The organism is Allocatenococcus thiocycli, from assembly GCF_921292965.1.
Taxonomy (GTDB): Bacteria; Pseudomonadota; Gammaproteobacteria; order Enterobacterales; family Vibrionaceae; genus Vibrio; species Vibrio natriegens.
In genome coordinates this window covers 57547-73026 of the sequence record NZ_CAKLCK010000037.1, presented here as the reverse complement: position 1 = coordinate 73026, position 15480 = coordinate 57547, and the positions used below count along the sequence as shown (strand labels likewise).

The 15480-nt window shown below is 43.7% G+C and carries 9 protein-coding genes; 8 read left to right on the top strand and 1 reads right to left on the bottom strand.

Annotated elements, in window-relative coordinates; genetic code table 11:
* Positions 1 to 17: 17 nt before the first annotated feature.
* Positions 18 to 1814: an ABC transporter ATP-binding protein gene (locus L9Q40_RS15035; protein ID WP_065302482.1), complete on the bottom strand. Its 1797-nt coding sequence runs from the start codon at positions 1812 to 1814 to the stop codon at positions 18 to 20.
* A gap of 92 nt (positions 1815 to 1906) precedes the next feature.
* On the opposite strand from L9Q40_RS15035, the gene L9Q40_RS15030 reads away from it, so the two are divergent.
* The 8 genes from L9Q40_RS15030 (at position 1907) to pyrD (ending at position 15466) form a co-directional block, all read left to right on the top strand.
* Positions 1907 to 2380 (top strand): free L-methionine (R)-S-oxide reductase MsrC, encoded by a 474-nt coding sequence (locus L9Q40_RS15030; RefSeq protein ID WP_014231894.1) that lies wholly within the window; start codon positions 1907 to 1909, stop codon positions 2378 to 2380.
* A 98-nt stretch (positions 2381 to 2478) separates the two neighbouring features.
* The gene (gene proQ, locus L9Q40_RS15025) at positions 2479 to 3105 is read left to right on the top strand and encodes an RNA chaperone ProQ (RefSeq protein ID WP_014231893.1); all 627 of its coding nucleotides are present in this window, start codon (positions 2479 to 2481) and stop codon (positions 3103 to 3105) included.
* A gap of 17 nt (positions 3106 to 3122) precedes the next feature.
* The gene (gene prc / locus L9Q40_RS15020) at positions 3123 to 5129 is read left to right on the top strand and encodes a carboxy terminal-processing peptidase (protein WP_498793759.1); all 2007 of its coding nucleotides are present in this window, start codon (positions 3123 to 3125) and stop codon (positions 5127 to 5129) included.
* A 195-nt stretch (positions 5130 to 5324) separates the two neighbouring features.
* Positions 5325 to 5990: a hypothetical protein gene (locus tag L9Q40_RS15015; protein WP_498793758.1), complete on the top strand. Its 666-nt coding sequence runs from the start codon at positions 5325 to 5327 to the stop codon at positions 5988 to 5990.
* Positions 5991 to 6219: 229 nt separating this feature from the next.
* Positions 6220 to 8826 carry an aminopeptidase N gene (gene pepN / locus L9Q40_RS15010; RefSeq protein WP_498793757.1) on the top strand — a complete coding sequence of 869 codons (2607 nt, stop codon included), beginning with the start codon at positions 6220 to 6222 and terminating at the stop codon, positions 8824 to 8826.
* A 58-nt stretch (positions 8827 to 8884) separates the two neighbouring features.
* Complete coding sequence (locus L9Q40_RS15005) at positions 8885 to 9103, top strand: DUF2835 domain-containing protein (RefSeq protein WP_014231889.1); 219 nt, start codon at positions 8885 to 8887, stop codon at positions 9101 to 9103.
* Positions 9104 to 9304: 201 nt separating this feature from the next.
* Positions 9305 to 14146, top strand: a complete 4842-nt coding sequence (locus L9Q40_RS15000; protein WP_498793756.1) for an NAD-glutamate dehydrogenase — start codon at positions 9305 to 9307, stop codon at positions 14144 to 14146.
* A 309-nt stretch (positions 14147 to 14455) separates the two neighbouring features.
* The gene (pyrD, locus tag L9Q40_RS14995) at positions 14456 to 15466 is read left to right on the top strand and encodes a quinone-dependent dihydroorotate dehydrogenase (RefSeq protein ID WP_014231887.1); all 1011 of its coding nucleotides are present in this window, start codon (positions 14456 to 14458) and stop codon (positions 15464 to 15466) included.
* Positions 15467 to 15480: the final 14 nt, after the last annotated feature.

Genomic DNA, 15480 nt, shown 5'->3' with positions numbered 1-15480 from the left:
TCTCTGAACAGAATGTTTTAAGCGTGGGACTGAATGCCACCATATAAGGTTTGATATAAGCCTTCCTGCTCAACTAACTCTCCATGGGTGCCGGTTTGTGTTACTTTTCCGTCTTCAAGCACATAGATCAAATCGGCTTGTTTCACAGCAGACAGACGATGCGCAACAATTAAGGTTGTCCGGCCCCGCAAGAATTCTGTCAACGCTTTGTGCAGAGCAGCTTCTGTCGCTGTATCTAACGCAGACGTTGCTTCATCCAAAATAACAAATTGAGGGTTACTCAATACCATTCTGGCTATCGCGAGGCGCTGACGTTGTCCGCCTGATAATCGAATACCATTGCGGCCAATTTGTGTATCTAACCCGTGGTTTAACTGAGAAATGACATCTTGGAGCTGAGCGACATCTAACGCACGCCATAATGACATCTCATCGAAGTTACCACCGAGAGTCAGATTATGCCTTAAGGTATCGTTAAATAATATAGGTTGCTGTAATACCACGGCAATTTTATCACGAATCACGTCAAAGCCTATATCCTGCGTGAGCTCATCATTGTAACGAACGTGTCCGGAATTTTGCTGATATACGCCAATCAGTAGCTGAATTAATGTCGACTTACCACCGCCACTTGCGCCGACCAAAGCCACTTTCTTACCTGCGGGAATATGCAAAGAGAGGTTGTCCAGCACATTGTGCTCACTGTTGTAAGAGAAATTGACGTTCTCTACTTTCACATCCACTTCGCGATCATCGGTGAAAGGGTTCACTTTTGAAGGCGGTCGATGTTCTTCTTCCAGCATAAGCAGATCGTTAATGCGTTTTAATGCTGCTTTGGCACTGTACCAGGAGAACTGGATACCAAGTAACTCCTGAACAGGGGACAACATAAACCATAAATAGCCAAACACCGCAAAAATTTGGCCAATGGTCAGGTCACTAAATAGCACCATCAACATGGCCACTGCGCGGAATAACTCAAACCCAATTAAGAACAGTAAGAAAGATACACGACCTGCCGCTTCAGATTGCCACGCGTATTTGTCTGCATCGACACGAACTTGATCGGCACTGTTTTTCAGTTGCTGAAGAAATTCTCTTTCTTTATTGGCGGCACGAAGCTGATAAATACCATCTAACGTTTCGACCAGACGCGTTTGAAACAGCTCAAATGAGTGGTTTTCTTTGCGCTTCAGGTGCTTGACCATACTGCCCAGTTTACGAGAGAAATAGATAACGACCGGGTTAACCAACAAGATAAATAAACCTAATCGCCAGTCTAGCCAAAGAAGAACGATTGCAGTTCCTATAACGGTCAGTAAACTAACGACAAACTTCGCCAGAGTAGAGCCGATGAACTGGTCAATGGTTTCAATATCAGTGATCAAGTGAGCGTTGATACCGCCACTGCCTTTCGTCTCGTACTGGCGAATACTGATTCGGCCTAGCTTGTCGATCATCTTGCTGCGCATTTCGAAGGTAATCGTCTTCGATACCAGCGTGAATTGACGGCTTTGAACGATGTTGAGCGCTTGACTGGCTGCGCGCATAAGCACGACCAAAAACAGCGTAAAGAAAATATAGCCAGTAGGCGTATGCCACGCTGCTGGAAGAACAGCATTCATTGCAGCTATGCCATTGGCGGGTTGATCCAATAAGACTTCATCCACCATCAGCGGCATAAGAAGAGGGATTGGAACACTAATCAAAGTTGCCAAAACAGCAATCAAGTTCGCTAGAATTAGCTTGGACTTGTGCTTTTTTACTTGTGTTATCAACCAAGAACGGCTAATAGTGTCATCTTTCTTAATCATTGTAATTGAGAATAAGTCCTATTATAAAGTAGGTCAGCATTTTAGCGTTAACCCATAAGAATGGAAGCGTTATAAATTAGTAGGAAGTTAATATGAACATAGAACAGTATCAAAGACTAACCAAGCAAGCCGCAGCACTCATTGAGTCAGAGCCAGATTTTATTGCCAACTTGGCAAACCTGAGCTCACTTCTATTTATGGAACTAGAAGATCTCAACTGGGCAGGCTTTTACCTTACTAAAGGGGACGAACTGGTTCTAGGTCCGTTCCAAGGTAAGCCAGCTTGTGTTCGCATCCCGATGGGGCGTGGAGTCTGTGGTACCGCAGCAAAAACTAACACCATACAAAGAGTATACGACGTACATGCGTTTGAAGGCCATATTGCTTGTGATGCGGCAAGTAATTCTGAAATTGTGATTCCGTTTACGATTAACGGAAAAGTAGCCGGAGTGTTAGATATCGATAGCCCAAGTATTGGCCGATTCAATGAAACGGATGAAGCAGGGCTTACTCATTTTATGTCTGAAGTAGAAAAGCTGCTTAATTCACACGCGAACAACGCATAAATTCGTCCACGAGTGTGGTTTTTCGTTGGCATCTCACTATAATACGAGAATATTTTTTCTTAATGCTCTGCGGAAAGCCGCTCAAACCAGGAACCCTCATGACTGAAAAGTTAAAAAACAGCAAAGAAGTTATCGCATATATTGCTGAATGTTTCCCTAAGTGCTTTACTTTAGAAGGTGAAGCAAAACCTCTGAAAATTGGTATTTTTCAAGATCTTGCGGAACGTCTAAATGAAGACGAAAAAGTAAGCAAAACTCAGCTTCGTGCAGCGTTAAGACAGTACACTTCATCATGGCGTTACCTACATGGTGTAAAACCAGGTGCGGTACGTGTAGATTTAGACGGCAACCCATGTGGTGAGCTAGAAGAAGAACACGTAGAACACGCTAAAGCAACACTTGCAGAAAGCAAAGCGAAAGTTCAAGCTCGTCGTAAAGAACAAGCACAGAAAGCTCGTGAAGAGGGGAAGGCGAAAGCAAAACCTGCGGCTAAAAAGCCTCAACAGCCTCGTCGTACTAATAAACCTAAAGCACAGAAACCAACTCAGCCTGTAGAAACACGCGCGCTAAACGCTGACGAAATCACCGTAGGCAACGCAGTAAATGTGAACATGGGCAAAGGTAACATGGCAGCGACCATTGTTGAAATCAATAAGGATGATGTACGTGTTCAACTTGCTAACGGCCTACAAATGGTTGTGAAAGCGGAGCACTTGCGCGCATAAGGGAGATACTCCTACGCATGAATTGCCGTTCAAAAGTGACCCTGATCGCTGCTAGCTTATTGCTAGCAGCATCAGCTCAGGCTCTAGAAGCCAAACTACACAAAGATGACTTGCCGGTGCTTACTCCTGAAGTTCAGCACGAAACGGCCAGCAAACGAGTCACCTCTCGATTCACCCGCTCTCATTACAAGCATTTCAGTCTCGACGATGATTTCTCTAAAGCGATTTTTGAGCGCTACATAGAGTTGCTTGATTACAATAGAAATATTTTCACTCAAGCAGATATAGACGCCTTCAAAAATTGGTCTGTTGAACTGGATGATCAGCTCAAAGCTGGCAACAATCAGATCGCATTCGATGTTTATAATCTGTCTATGCAAAAACGTTTTGAACGTTTTGCTTACGCGTTGACCTTGCTAGACAAAGAAATCAAATTTGATAACGACGACGAGCTCGAACTTGATCGTTCAGAAGCAGCATGGCCAAAAAATGAGTCGGAAATTAATGAGTTATGGCGAAAACGCGTTAAGTATGACGCGCTCAATCTGAAATTGACTGGCAAAGAGTGGCCAGAAATCAAAGAAGTTTTAGAGAAGCGTTATAACAATGCGATGAAGCGAATCACTCAAACCAATAACGAAGACGCATTTCAGCTCTACATGAATGCCTTCGCAAGACAAGTCGATCCGCATACCAGCTACCTTTCTCCTCGTAACGCGGAACAGTTCCAGTCAGAAATGAACCTATCTTTGGAAGGTATCGGTGCTGTTCTCCAAATGACGGATGATTACACGGTTATTCGTTCGCTCGTTGTTGGTGGGCCAGCTTCAAAGAGTAAGCAGCTTGGCGAAGGTGATAGAATAATAGGTGTGGGTCAAGATGGCGAAGAAATTGTCGACATTATTGGCTGGCGTTTAGACGATGTGGTGCAGTTAATCAAAGGCCCGAAAGGAACCAAGGTTAACCTTCAGATCTTACCAGAGGGTGCTGGAGCAAAAAGTCACATTGTCACCATTGTTCGTGACAAAGTTCGTTTGGAAGACCGAGCTGTTAAGTCAGAAGTCATCGAGAAAGACGGCAAGAAAATTGGCGTTTTGGAAGTGCCGAGCTTTTATGTCGGGTTGTCAAAAGATACTGACAAACTGTTGGCAGAGTTTAAAACTAAGAATGTTGACGGTGTGATCGTCGACTTACGTAACAACGGTGGCGGTGCTTTAACAGAAGCCACGGCACTAACGGGACTATTCATCAAAGAAGGTCCGGTTGTCCAGGTTCGTGATAGTTACGGTCGAATTAAAGTCAATGCGGATACCGATGGACAAATCAGTTACGATGGCCCGTTAACGGTTTTAATCAACCGTTATAGCGCATCCGCTTCCGAGATCTTTGCAGCAGCGTTGCAAGATTATAATCGTGCGATCATTCTTGGTGAGAACTCCTTTGGTAAGGGCACTGTTCAGCAGCACCGCTCATTGAACCATATTTACGATCTTTTTGATAAAGAACTAGGATATGTTCAATACACCATCCAGAAGTTCTACCGCATTGATGGTGGTAGTACCCAGAATCGTGGGGTAGCGCCGGATATCGCTTATCCAACGCCAATTGAAGCGTCCGAAACTGGTGAAAGTGTTGAAGAGAACGCATTACCATGGGATAGCATCGATAAGGCAAATTACACAATGTACCCGAGTAAAGATACATTAGTAGAGAGTTTGGCTAAGTTGCACAACAAGCGTATCGCAGATGAAATGGAATTCCGCTTCATCAAAGAAGATATAGAGAAGTATCGTCAGGAAAAAGACAATAACTTCCTGTCGCTTAATGAAAAAGTGCGTAAAGATGAACAAGACTCGGAAGACAAGCTTCGCCTGAAGCGCATTAATGAACGCCAGGCATCATTGGGTAAAAAGGCATTTAGATCATTAGAGGATGTGCCTAAAGACTACGAAGCCCCTGATGTTTATCTCGATGAATCTGTCTCAATTATGATTGATATGTTAAAAGCAACCAATCAGTCATAACGACTAAAAATTCAATACAATAAGAGCGAGTCCTTGTGACTCGCTCTTTTTTTATGTCTTTTTATCGCTGATTTCCAGCCATATTGAGATAAATATTCGCTTTTTTTGTACCAACAATTTACGTGATGAAGTTCAAATATTTCGCGAAACAGGTGACTAAAGCCTAAGCTAAAAGAAAACGATAAGGATGCCGGTATGAAATGGTTCTTTATTTTACTTAGTTTTTTTTGTTTTAGTGTGTTTAGCGCAGACAACACTCGTGAAGAAGAATTAAGTCACTTTGACACCCCGTTCTTGATCGGGGATTGGTACTTGCTGAATCAGAACCCAGGAGATTCGGCAGAAAATTTTCGTGCCATCAAATTGTCTTTGGGCTCTGACTATATGTTTTCCATCGATATACAGAAAAAGGACTATTCCGTTGATCACTGGGAGGGGTTGTACAATGTCAACGAAGAAACGATTGTGCTTGGCCTGAATACGGATGAGCCTCAAATATATGCGTACCAGAATAACCACAACACGCTTGACCTCAATGGCGTCACCTTCACCAAAGGACTCTCAAATGCACTTGCTGGAATTTGGTCTAGCTCTCACGTCTCTGGAGATGGCCTTGCCGCAAGTAAGATCAGCCACATGGACTTGATTCTCCAACCCGATTTCGTTTTTCTATTCCGCGTTTCTAATGAGACTGGGAAAGAATCAGTGAAACAAGGTGTCTTTTATACCGAGGATGAGTACTTAGTTCTTTTGTATGAAAACGGCGAGCATGGAACCACTTATAAACTCAACAAAAACGAATTGACGATAGAAGACTCAAATGGTGATATGTACGCGGTTTTAAATAGAGTTACACAATAACAACTATCTATAATTCTTCACCGTGATGTAACCCTAGTGAATGCAAGTAATGTTGTATAAATGTTAACCATAAAGTAGAGCTAGTACACTATTAGCTCTATTTTTTGGTGTAAAGGCTTGTATTTTGATACCACAAGCACTACTAATAGCTTATATAGTGATACCACTTCGATGTTTTAGTCATTCAAGAAGTGGTTTTTTATTCTTCGACAGACAAGGATTTATGGACATGTCCCAAGCTCCTCAAGCTAAATATCGTAAAGATTATCAAGCGCCATCTCATACTATTACCGACATTGATCTCACGTTTGATCTATTCGATAACGACACTATCGTTACTGCGGTATCGAAAGTCATACAAAAGGGTGAACTCACAACATTGGAGTTAGATGGCGAAGGGCTGGAGCTTCGTTCTGTCAAAGTAAATGGAGAAGACTGGGCTCATCATGAAGTGAAAGAAGCATCTCTGGTTCTTTCTGATCTACCAGCTGAATTTGAACTTGAGATCATTACTAAGATTGATCCTGAAGCGAATACGGCACTTGAAGGTTTATACAAATCTGGTGGTGCTTTCTGTACACAGTGTGAAGCCGAAGGTTTCCGTCGCATCACGTACTACCTGGATCGCCCAGACGTATTGGCAAAATACACGACGAAAGTGATTGCCGATAAAGGGACATACCCTTACTTGCTGAGCAACGGTAACCGTATTGCAGAAGGTGACGCAGAAAATGGCCGCCACTGGGTACAATGGCAGGACCCACACCCGAAACCAGCGTACTTATTTGCACTGGTTGCTGGTGATTTTGATGTACTGCGTGACAACTACACCACAATGTCTGGTCGCAATGTCGAGCTAGAGATCTTTGTTGATAAAGGTAACTTGGATCGTGCGCCGCACGCCATGACGTCACTAATCAATTCAATGAAGTGGGACGAAGAACGCTTTGGTCTGGAGTATGACCTAGACATTTATATGATCGTGGCCGTTGATTTCTTCAATATGGGCGCGATGGAAAATAAAGGTCTGAACATCTTTAACTCTAAGTTCGTTCTAGCCAACGACCAAACGGCAACTGACCGCGATTATCTGGGAATTGAAGCCGTAATTGGTCATGAGTACTTCCATAACTGGACGGGTAACCGCGTGACTTGTCGCGATTGGTTCCAGTTAAGTCTAAAAGAAGGCTTAACAGTTTTCCGTGACCAGGAATTTTCGTCAGATCTTGGCTCTCGCGCGGTTAACCGTATCGATAATGTTCGTATTATCCGTGGTCCTCAGTTTGCTGAAGATTCGAGCCCGATGTCGCACCCAATTCGTCCAGATAAAGTTATCGAGATGAATAACTTTTACACGCTCACTGTTTATGAGAAAGGAAGTGAAGTCATTCGCATGTATCACACATTGCTAGGCGAGGAAGGTTTCCAAAAAGGCATGAAGCTTTACTTTGAGCGTCATGATGGCACAGCCGCAACATGTGAAGACTTTGTATCGGCGATGGAAGACGCAACAGGCGTTGACCTACAACAATTCCGCTTATGGTACAGCCAGTCGGGTACACCAACATTGCGAGTGAACAGCGAGTACAATGCTGAAGCTAAAACTTACGCGCTAACCGTTGAGCAGTTTACCGAGGCAACGCATGATCAAGCGGAAAAACAAGCGCTGCATATTCCATTTGATATTGAATTGTACGACGACAAAGGTCAGGTGATTCCATTGATTATCAATGGTGAGTCTGTTCACAATGTTCTAGACATCAAACAAGACAAACAGACTTTCGTGTTTGAAAATGTCGATGTTAAACCAGTACCATCATTGCTACGCGAGTTCTCCGCACCAGTAAAACTGGAATACGGTTACAGCGATGAAGAACTGATCTTCCTGATGAAACATGCCACGAACGATTTTGCACGCTGGGATGCAAGCCAAATGTTGCTGGCGAAATACATCCGTCAAAACGTCGTGAACGTTCAAGCGGGCGAGGAAGTCAAACTTTCTGAAGAGTTGATCGACGCGTTCCGTGGCGTATTGCTTGATGCCAACCTGGAACCAGCGTTCATCGCGCAGGTGTTATCATTGCCTTCTATCAATGAAATTACCGGTTGGTACCAACAGATTGATATCGATGCGGTTAATACCGTACTCAATAGCATTACACTGTCACTTTCTAAAGAGTTAGAAGATGAACTAAGTGCAACCTACCATACGTTGAAGCAAACGGATTACTCTATCGAGCATGATGCTATTGGCAAGCGTGCGTTACGCAATCAGTGCCTTCAGTTCCTTGCGCATACTGAAAATGGCAACCAACTTGTTCAGGAGCAATATGCATCTGCAAACAACATGACAGATACGATTGCTGCGATGACGGCTGCCAATAATGCACAGCTTGAATGTCGTGAAACGTTGATGGCGGATTACAGCGATAAGTGGAAACACGATGGTTTGGTTATGGACAAGTGGTTTGTACTGCAAGGTAGCAACCCAGCTGAAGACGCACTTGAAAAAGTAAAAGCAACCATGTCACACGAAGCATTCAGTTTGAAAAACCCGAACCGCATTCGTAGCTTGATCGGTTCGTTCTTGAGTGCAAACCCAGTGCATTTCCATGATAAGTCAGGTTCAGGTTATCTTTTTGCGGGTGAGATTCTGCGTCAGTTGAATGACACCAACCCACAAGTGGCTTCGCGTCTGATTGATCCGCTACTTAAGTTCCGTAAATACGATGAAAGTCGCCAGGCGCTGATTCGTGCAGAACTTGAAAAACTTAAAGCGATGGATAATCTTGCCAAAGACTTGTTTGAAAAAGTCACCAAGGCACTAGACGAATAGTCATCAAACGAATAGGGTGGTCAGAGTGGCCACCCTTTTTTTATTAACGTTTTACCTAATGAAGTACTACTATTTCTCACTCAACATTCCATATCAGACATTTCGTTCACATTATTCTGGTGTTTCAAACACGATCCAAGTTGTGACTCACAACGGTTTAAGACTTCAGTTATCAGCGGCTAAATTCAGACCATTTCTTACTCAATTGGGCATTAGAGGGCAGTTTAGGCTAACAACTGACCAAAATAACAAGTTTATTAAGTTGGAAACTCTGTGAGGTAAGATATTTCTAGATGTTTAAATAGGTATCTTAGTCACAGAATCAGACATTTCACCTCATACCACTACTAATAGTTGTTAAACATTTGTAATTATCCTTTTACAATGGGTCGTATGCATTACCAATGCTTAGTTTCAGGGAAGTTATCCCTTTGCTAAGTCCCCCTACAAAACAACAATTATTCTGTGGAGTGTGAATATGACCGCGCGTGAAAATGTAGTGCCGGTTCTGCTTGAAAAAGTTTACCAACTGATTCAAGACAAACTCGAGCTTTCTCACCAGACGCTTGTAACAAAACTTGCTCAACACTTATTTAGTAATATTTCCTATGACGACCTGGTCCAGCGAAATGAATCCGATCTCTATGGTGCCGTAATTAGCCTTTGGCATCATATCAACGAAAAAAAACCTGAAGATGTTTCTGTACAAGTCTTCAACCCGACCGTCAGCCGTCAAGGTTGGCAATCGACTCACACAATCGTAGAAATTGTTGTTCCAGATAGCCCGTTCTTAGTGGACTCAATCAAGATGGCCTTAGCTCGTCTAGATTTGGTGTCTCATCTTATGTTGAACAATCCAACTCAACTTCAACGAGATGAGAAGGGCCACGTTATCGATGTAAACGGTGAAGGTGGTGTCCTTCAGTCTTTGTTCCATATCGAAGTTGACCGTCTTACCAGTAAAGAAGAGATGCAGGCACTGAAAGCTGAGCTATTAGACATCCTTTCTGATACGCGCCTTGTGGTAAGCGACTGGAAAAAGATGGTCGACAAGCTGAAAGTCGTTACTGATCAACTTGAGCAGAATAAAGAACGCGTAACGATCCAAAAGGATCGTATGGATGAGACCATTGCATTTTTGCGTTGGCTAGGTGAGCACAACTTCACCTTCATGGGTTACAAAGAATATGACCTTGTTGAAAACAATGGTGATACAGAACTAAACCCTGTGAAAGAGAAAGGTTTGGGTCTGTTTGCGGACGACAAGCGAGTTCGCAGCGTGAAACTGTCCGAACTGTCTGATTCAGCAAGACTAGAAGCGAAAAAGCCATACGCGCTGATCATGACAAAAGGCAACCGACCATGTCGTATTCACCGTCCTGCTTACACTGACTATATTGGCATCAAGAAGTTTGATGAAAATGGCAAAGTGATTGGTGAGCACCGCTTCACTGGCCTTTACACGTCGGCCGTATACAACCAAGCGGTTCAAAGCATTCCTCTGATTCGTGAAAAAGTGGACCGTATCCTAACTGCAAGTGGTTACCGTCACGGATCATACTCATACAAAGCACTGCACAATATTTTAGAAAACTACCCACGTGATGAGCTGCTTCAAGCAAACGAAGAAGAGTTGCTGGAAGTCGGCATGGGCGTGGTGCAAATGCAAGATCGCGACTTGATTCGTCTGTTTGTACGTAAAGACCCGTTTGGCCGTTTCTTTAGCTGCATGGTCTACGTAACAAAAGACCGTTACAACACAGAATTGCGTCGCCAGACTCAACGTATTTTCAAACAATACTTTGGCTGCGAGCAAGAAGTTGAATTCACAACTTACTTCTCAGAAAGTCCTTTGGCCAGAACGCATTACATTGTTCGTGTAGACAATAACAACATTGACGTAGACGTGAAAAAGATCGAGCAAAACCTAATGGAAGTTTCCACCTCTTGGGACGACAGACTTAAAGAATCCATCATCGCTAACTTCGGTGAAAGCAAAGGTCTTCCACTTTCAAAAGAGTACATGAGTTCATTCCCGCGTTCATACAAAGAAGATATGATGCCTAGCTCTGCAGTTGCAGATATTGAACGTTTGGAAGCATTAAGCGACGACAACAAACTGGGCATGTTGTTCTACCGTCCTCAAGAAGAAGCGGCAGATTCAAAAGCGGTACGTTTGAAACTTTACCACCGAGACGAGCCGATCCATCTTTCTGACGTAATGCCAATGTTAGAAAACTTGGGTCTACGCGTGATCGGTGAATCTCCATATGAGATCGAGAAAACCAACGGTCAGACATTTTGGATCCTTGATTTCTCAATGCTGCATAAGAGCGAGAAAACGGTAGATCTTCGTGAAGCGCGTGATCGATTCCAACAAGCATTTGCAGCGATTTGGTCTGGTAACCTAGAGAGTGATGGCTTTAACCGATTGGTACTAGGTGCTTCACTTACTGGCCGTGAAATCTCAATTCTTCGTGCTTACGCGCGTTACATGCGTCAAGTTGGCTTCCCATTCAGTCAGCAATACATTGAAGATACGCTAAGCCACTACCCAGATTTAGCAACAGGTCTAGTTAACCTGTTTACCAAGCGTTTCGATCCTAAGCACAAAGGTAGCGAGAAAGGTCAGAATGATCTTATCAAGAAACTGACTGAGCAATTGGATCGTGTAGAAAGCTTGGATGACGATCGTATCATCCGTCGTTACATGGAAATGATCATGGCGACGCTACGCACCAACTACTACCAAACTGACGAGAACAAACTGCCTAAGCCTTGGTTGTCATTGAAGATGAAACCGAGTGAAATCCCAGAGATTCCACAACCGGTACCGGCATTTGAGATCTTCGTTTACGCACCGGACATCGAAGGTGTTCACTTGCGTGGTGGTAAAGTAGCACGTGGTGGCTTGCGCTGGTCAGATCGCCAAGAAGATTTCCGTACAGAGATTCTTGGTCTGGTTAAAGCTCAACAAGTTAAGAACACTGTTATCGTTCCTGTTGGTGCGAAAGGTGGTTTCGTTTGTAAACGTCAACCATCTCTGACTACACGTGATGAGATCTTCGCGGAAGGTCAACGTTGTTACAAACGCTTTATTCGTGCATTGCTTGATGTATCAGACAACATCATTGAAGGCGAAGTAGCGCATCCGCAAAATGTTGTACGTCACGATGAAGACGACCCATATTTGGTTGTTGCTGCAGATAAAGGCACTGCAACATTCTCAGACTTAGCGAACTCAGTCTCTGACGAATACAACTTCTGGCTGGGTGATGCATTTGCTTCTGGTGGTTCTAACGGTTACGACCACAAAGCAATGGGTATCACAGCAAAAGGTGGTTGGGAGTCAGTAAAACGTCACTTCCGTGAAATGGGCATTGATTGTCAAACGACTGACTTTACTGCTATCGGTGTTGGTGACATGGCAGGGGACGTGTTTGGTAACGGTATGCTGCTATCTAAGCACATTCGTCTACAAGCTGCGTTTAACCACATGCACATCTTCATTGATCCAAATCCAGATTCAGCGTCAAGCTGGGAAGAGCGTAACCGCTTGTTTAATCTGCCAAGATCAAGCTGGGAAGATTACAATAAAGAGTTGATCTCTGAAGGTGGTGGCATCTTCTCTCGCCGTGCGAAATCGATCCAGTTAACACCTGAAATTCAGAAAATGTTGGGTACTAAGAAAGCTTCTATGGCACCAAACGATCTGATTAAGATGATCCTGAAAATGAAAGTGGATCTTCTATGGAATGGTGGTATCGGTACGTACGTTAAAGCTTCTAACGAGACGCATACTGACGTTGGCGACCGTGCAAACGACATGCTACGTATCGACGGTCGTGATCTGAGAGCGAAGGTTGTAGGTGAAGGCGGTAACTTGGGTATGACTCAACAAGGTCGTATCGAATACGCACTTAACGGCGGCCGCGTGAACACCGACTTCGTTGATAACGTAGGTGGCGTTGACTGTTCGGATAACGAAGTCAACATCAAGATCTTCCTGAATGGTTTGGTTTCAAACGGTGATCTGACTGTTAAACAACGTAACCAAATCCTAGAGTCGATGGAAGATGAAGTCGGTGAAATCGTTCTTGATGATGCTTACTGCCAATCAGAGTCAATTTCTGTTACTGAGCAGCAGGGTGTTGGTATCGTTAAAGAACAGATTCGCTTCATCCATACTATGGAGAAAGCAGGGTTCCTGGATCGTGCGCTGGAATACATCCCTGATGACGAAACGCTTCTAGAGCGTGAAAAGCAGGGCTTGGGTCTGACACGTCCAGAGCTTTCTGTTCTGGTTGCTTACGGCAAAATGGTATTGAAGCAGCAGCTTGTTACGGACGAAATCGCAAATGACGAGTTCCATGCGAAGCAGCTCGTCGCGTACTTCCCAAGTGAGTTACGCCGTAACTATAAAGATCAGATGGTCAACCACCCGCTACGTGCAGAAATTATCGCGACAGCGCTGGCGAACCAAATGGTTAACGAGATGGGTTGTAACTTCGTCACTCGCTTGCAAGAAGAGACGGGTGCAAGTGTTGTTGATATCGCCAATGCATACAGTGCAGCACGTGAAATCTTCGAACTAGAATCGATTCTAAAACAGACTCGTGAGCTGGATAACGTAGCGACAGCGCAAGCACAATACGAAATCATGTTCTATGTTCGTCGTGCTCTACGCCGAATTGCTCGTTGGCTACTGCGTAATCGTAGCGGCAAATACACCGTGGGCGAATTGATCAATCTTTACAAACAAGATGTGAACGTTATCAGCGAAACGCTTGATAGCATGCTTGTTGAGTCAGAAGTTGAAGAACACAACGAACTCGCACAAGTTTGGATGGACAGAGGGGTTGAAGAGAAACTGGCTCATCAAGTTGCTCGCCTATCAAGTCTGCAATCTGCACTGGATATTTCTGCAGTGGCAAGTGAAACAGGCAAAACGGTTGAGCAAGCGTCTAAGTTGTACTTCAACTTAGGGGATCGTCTGTCTCTGCACTGGTTCTTGAAGCAAATCAACAACCAAGCTGTAGACAACAACTGGCAAGCGTTGGCCCGAGCGGCGTTCCGTGAAGACTTAGATTGGCAGCAACGTCAGCTAACCGCTCAGGTACTAAATTGCAACTGCGCATCAGAAGAGTTTGATGTGATAGAAGCACTTGATAACTGGATGGAATCTAATGAACCTTCACTGCAACGTTGGGAAAGTATCCTAAACGAGTTTAAAGTTGGCTCTGTCCATGAGTTTGCGAAATTCTCGGTTGCACTACGTGAGTTGGTATTGCTTAACTTAAACTGCTCACCAAGCGAGTAGGAGAGTTAGCGTTTTAGACAAAGCCTCGTAGAGATACGGGGCTTTTTTGTACCTAAATACCAGGTCTTACCGAGATTTAAGTGACGCTGTCACTATGGTTTTAACTTTATATGTACTGAAATCGATTGCTTTTTCATAAATAATTATGATTTTTACACTCAAATAATGATTTTAAATGACTGTTTTTAAATAATAATTAATTTTGAGAAATATGATTTTACTTAATTCGTTCATTTTCATTGAATTACGATTAAAAACAGTAAATAATATTGACCCGTTTACACGGGGCTTTTTTCTTTCGGAGGCACAATGCTTTACCGTCTAGCCAGAACTGGCTTTTTCCAACTTGATGCCGAAAAGGCACATGATCTTGCAATTAAGAATTTCCAACGCTTTAACGGCACACCTCTCGATCTTTTCTATCGTCAACAATTACCAAATCGTCCAGTAGAGTGCATGGGGCTAACGTTCCGTAACCCTGTCGGTCTCGCTGCTGGTTTAGACAAAAACGGCGAATGTATCGAAGCGTTTGATGCGATGGGTTTTGGTTTCGTTGAAGTCGGTACCGTAACACCACGTCCGCAACCTGGTAATGATAAACCACGTCTGTTCCGTCTAGTGGAAGCAGAGGGCATCATCAATCGTATGGGCTTTAACAACCTAGGTGTTGATCACTTGGTTGAGAATGTGAAGAAAGCGAAGTTCGACTGTGTACTTGGTATCAATATCGGTAAAAACAAAGATACGCCGATTGAGAAAGGGGCAGAAGACTACCTGATTTGTATGGAAAAAGTATACGAATACGCAGGTTACATTGCGGTGAATATCTCTTCTCCAAACACGCCAGGATTACGTTCGCTTCAATACGGTGAGGCATTGGATGAGTTGCTTGCTGAGTTGAAAGCAAAACAATCTGAGCTAGCAGAAAAGCACGATAAATACGTACCGTTGGCACTGAAGATCGCACCAGACTTGAGTGATGACGAAATCGTTCAGATTTGTGAATCACTAATTAAAAACAACATCGATGGTGTGATTGCGACGAACACAACATTGGATAGAACCGTTGTTGAAGGTATGAAACACGCGAATGAAGCGGGTGGCTTAAGTGGCCGTCCGGTACAGTCTCGTTCTACTGAGGTGGTTCGTAAACTTCACGAAGCGCTTGGCGACAAACTTCCGATCATTGGTGTGGGTGGTATCGATTCTTATGTTGCGGCAAAAGAGAAGATGATGGCCGGAGCACAGTTGGTCCAAGTCTATACAGGTTTTATTTACCACGGTCCAGGTTTAGTACGCGATATTGTTAAAAATCTTTAAAATAATTTAACAAC

Excerpts from the sequence above, each read along its gene's own strand:
- pepN (WP_498793757.1), top strand. The coding sequence starts at position 6,220 with ATGTCCCAAGCTCCTCAAGCTAAATATCGTAAAGATTATCAAGCGCCA.
- L9Q40_RS15000 (WP_498793756.1), top strand. The coding sequence starts at position 9,305 with ATGACCGCGCGTGAAAATGTAGTGCCGGTTCTGCTTGAAAAAGTTTAC.
- proQ (WP_014231893.1), top strand. The coding sequence starts at position 2,479 with ATGACTGAAAAGTTAAAAAACAGCAAAGAAGTTATCGCATATATTGCT.
- L9Q40_RS15005 (WP_014231889.1), top strand. The coding sequence starts at position 8,885 with ATGAAGTACTACTATTTCTCACTCAACATTCCATATCAGACATTTCGT.
- prc (WP_498793759.1), top strand. The coding sequence starts at position 3,123 with ATGAATTGCCGTTCAAAAGTGACCCTGATCGCTGCTAGCTTATTGCTA.
- L9Q40_RS15030 (WP_014231894.1), top strand. The coding sequence starts at position 1,907 with ATGAACATAGAACAGTATCAAAGACTAACCAAGCAAGCCGCAGCACTC.
- L9Q40_RS15035 (WP_065302482.1), bottom strand. The coding sequence starts at position 1,814 with ATGATTAAGAAAGATGACACTATTAGCCGTTCTTGGTTGATAACACAA.
- pyrD (WP_014231887.1), top strand. The coding sequence starts at position 14,456 with ATGCTTTACCGTCTAGCCAGAACTGGCTTTTTCCAACTTGATGCCGAA.
- L9Q40_RS15015 (WP_498793758.1), top strand. The coding sequence starts at position 5,325 with ATGAAATGGTTCTTTATTTTACTTAGTTTTTTTTGTTTTAGTGTGTTT.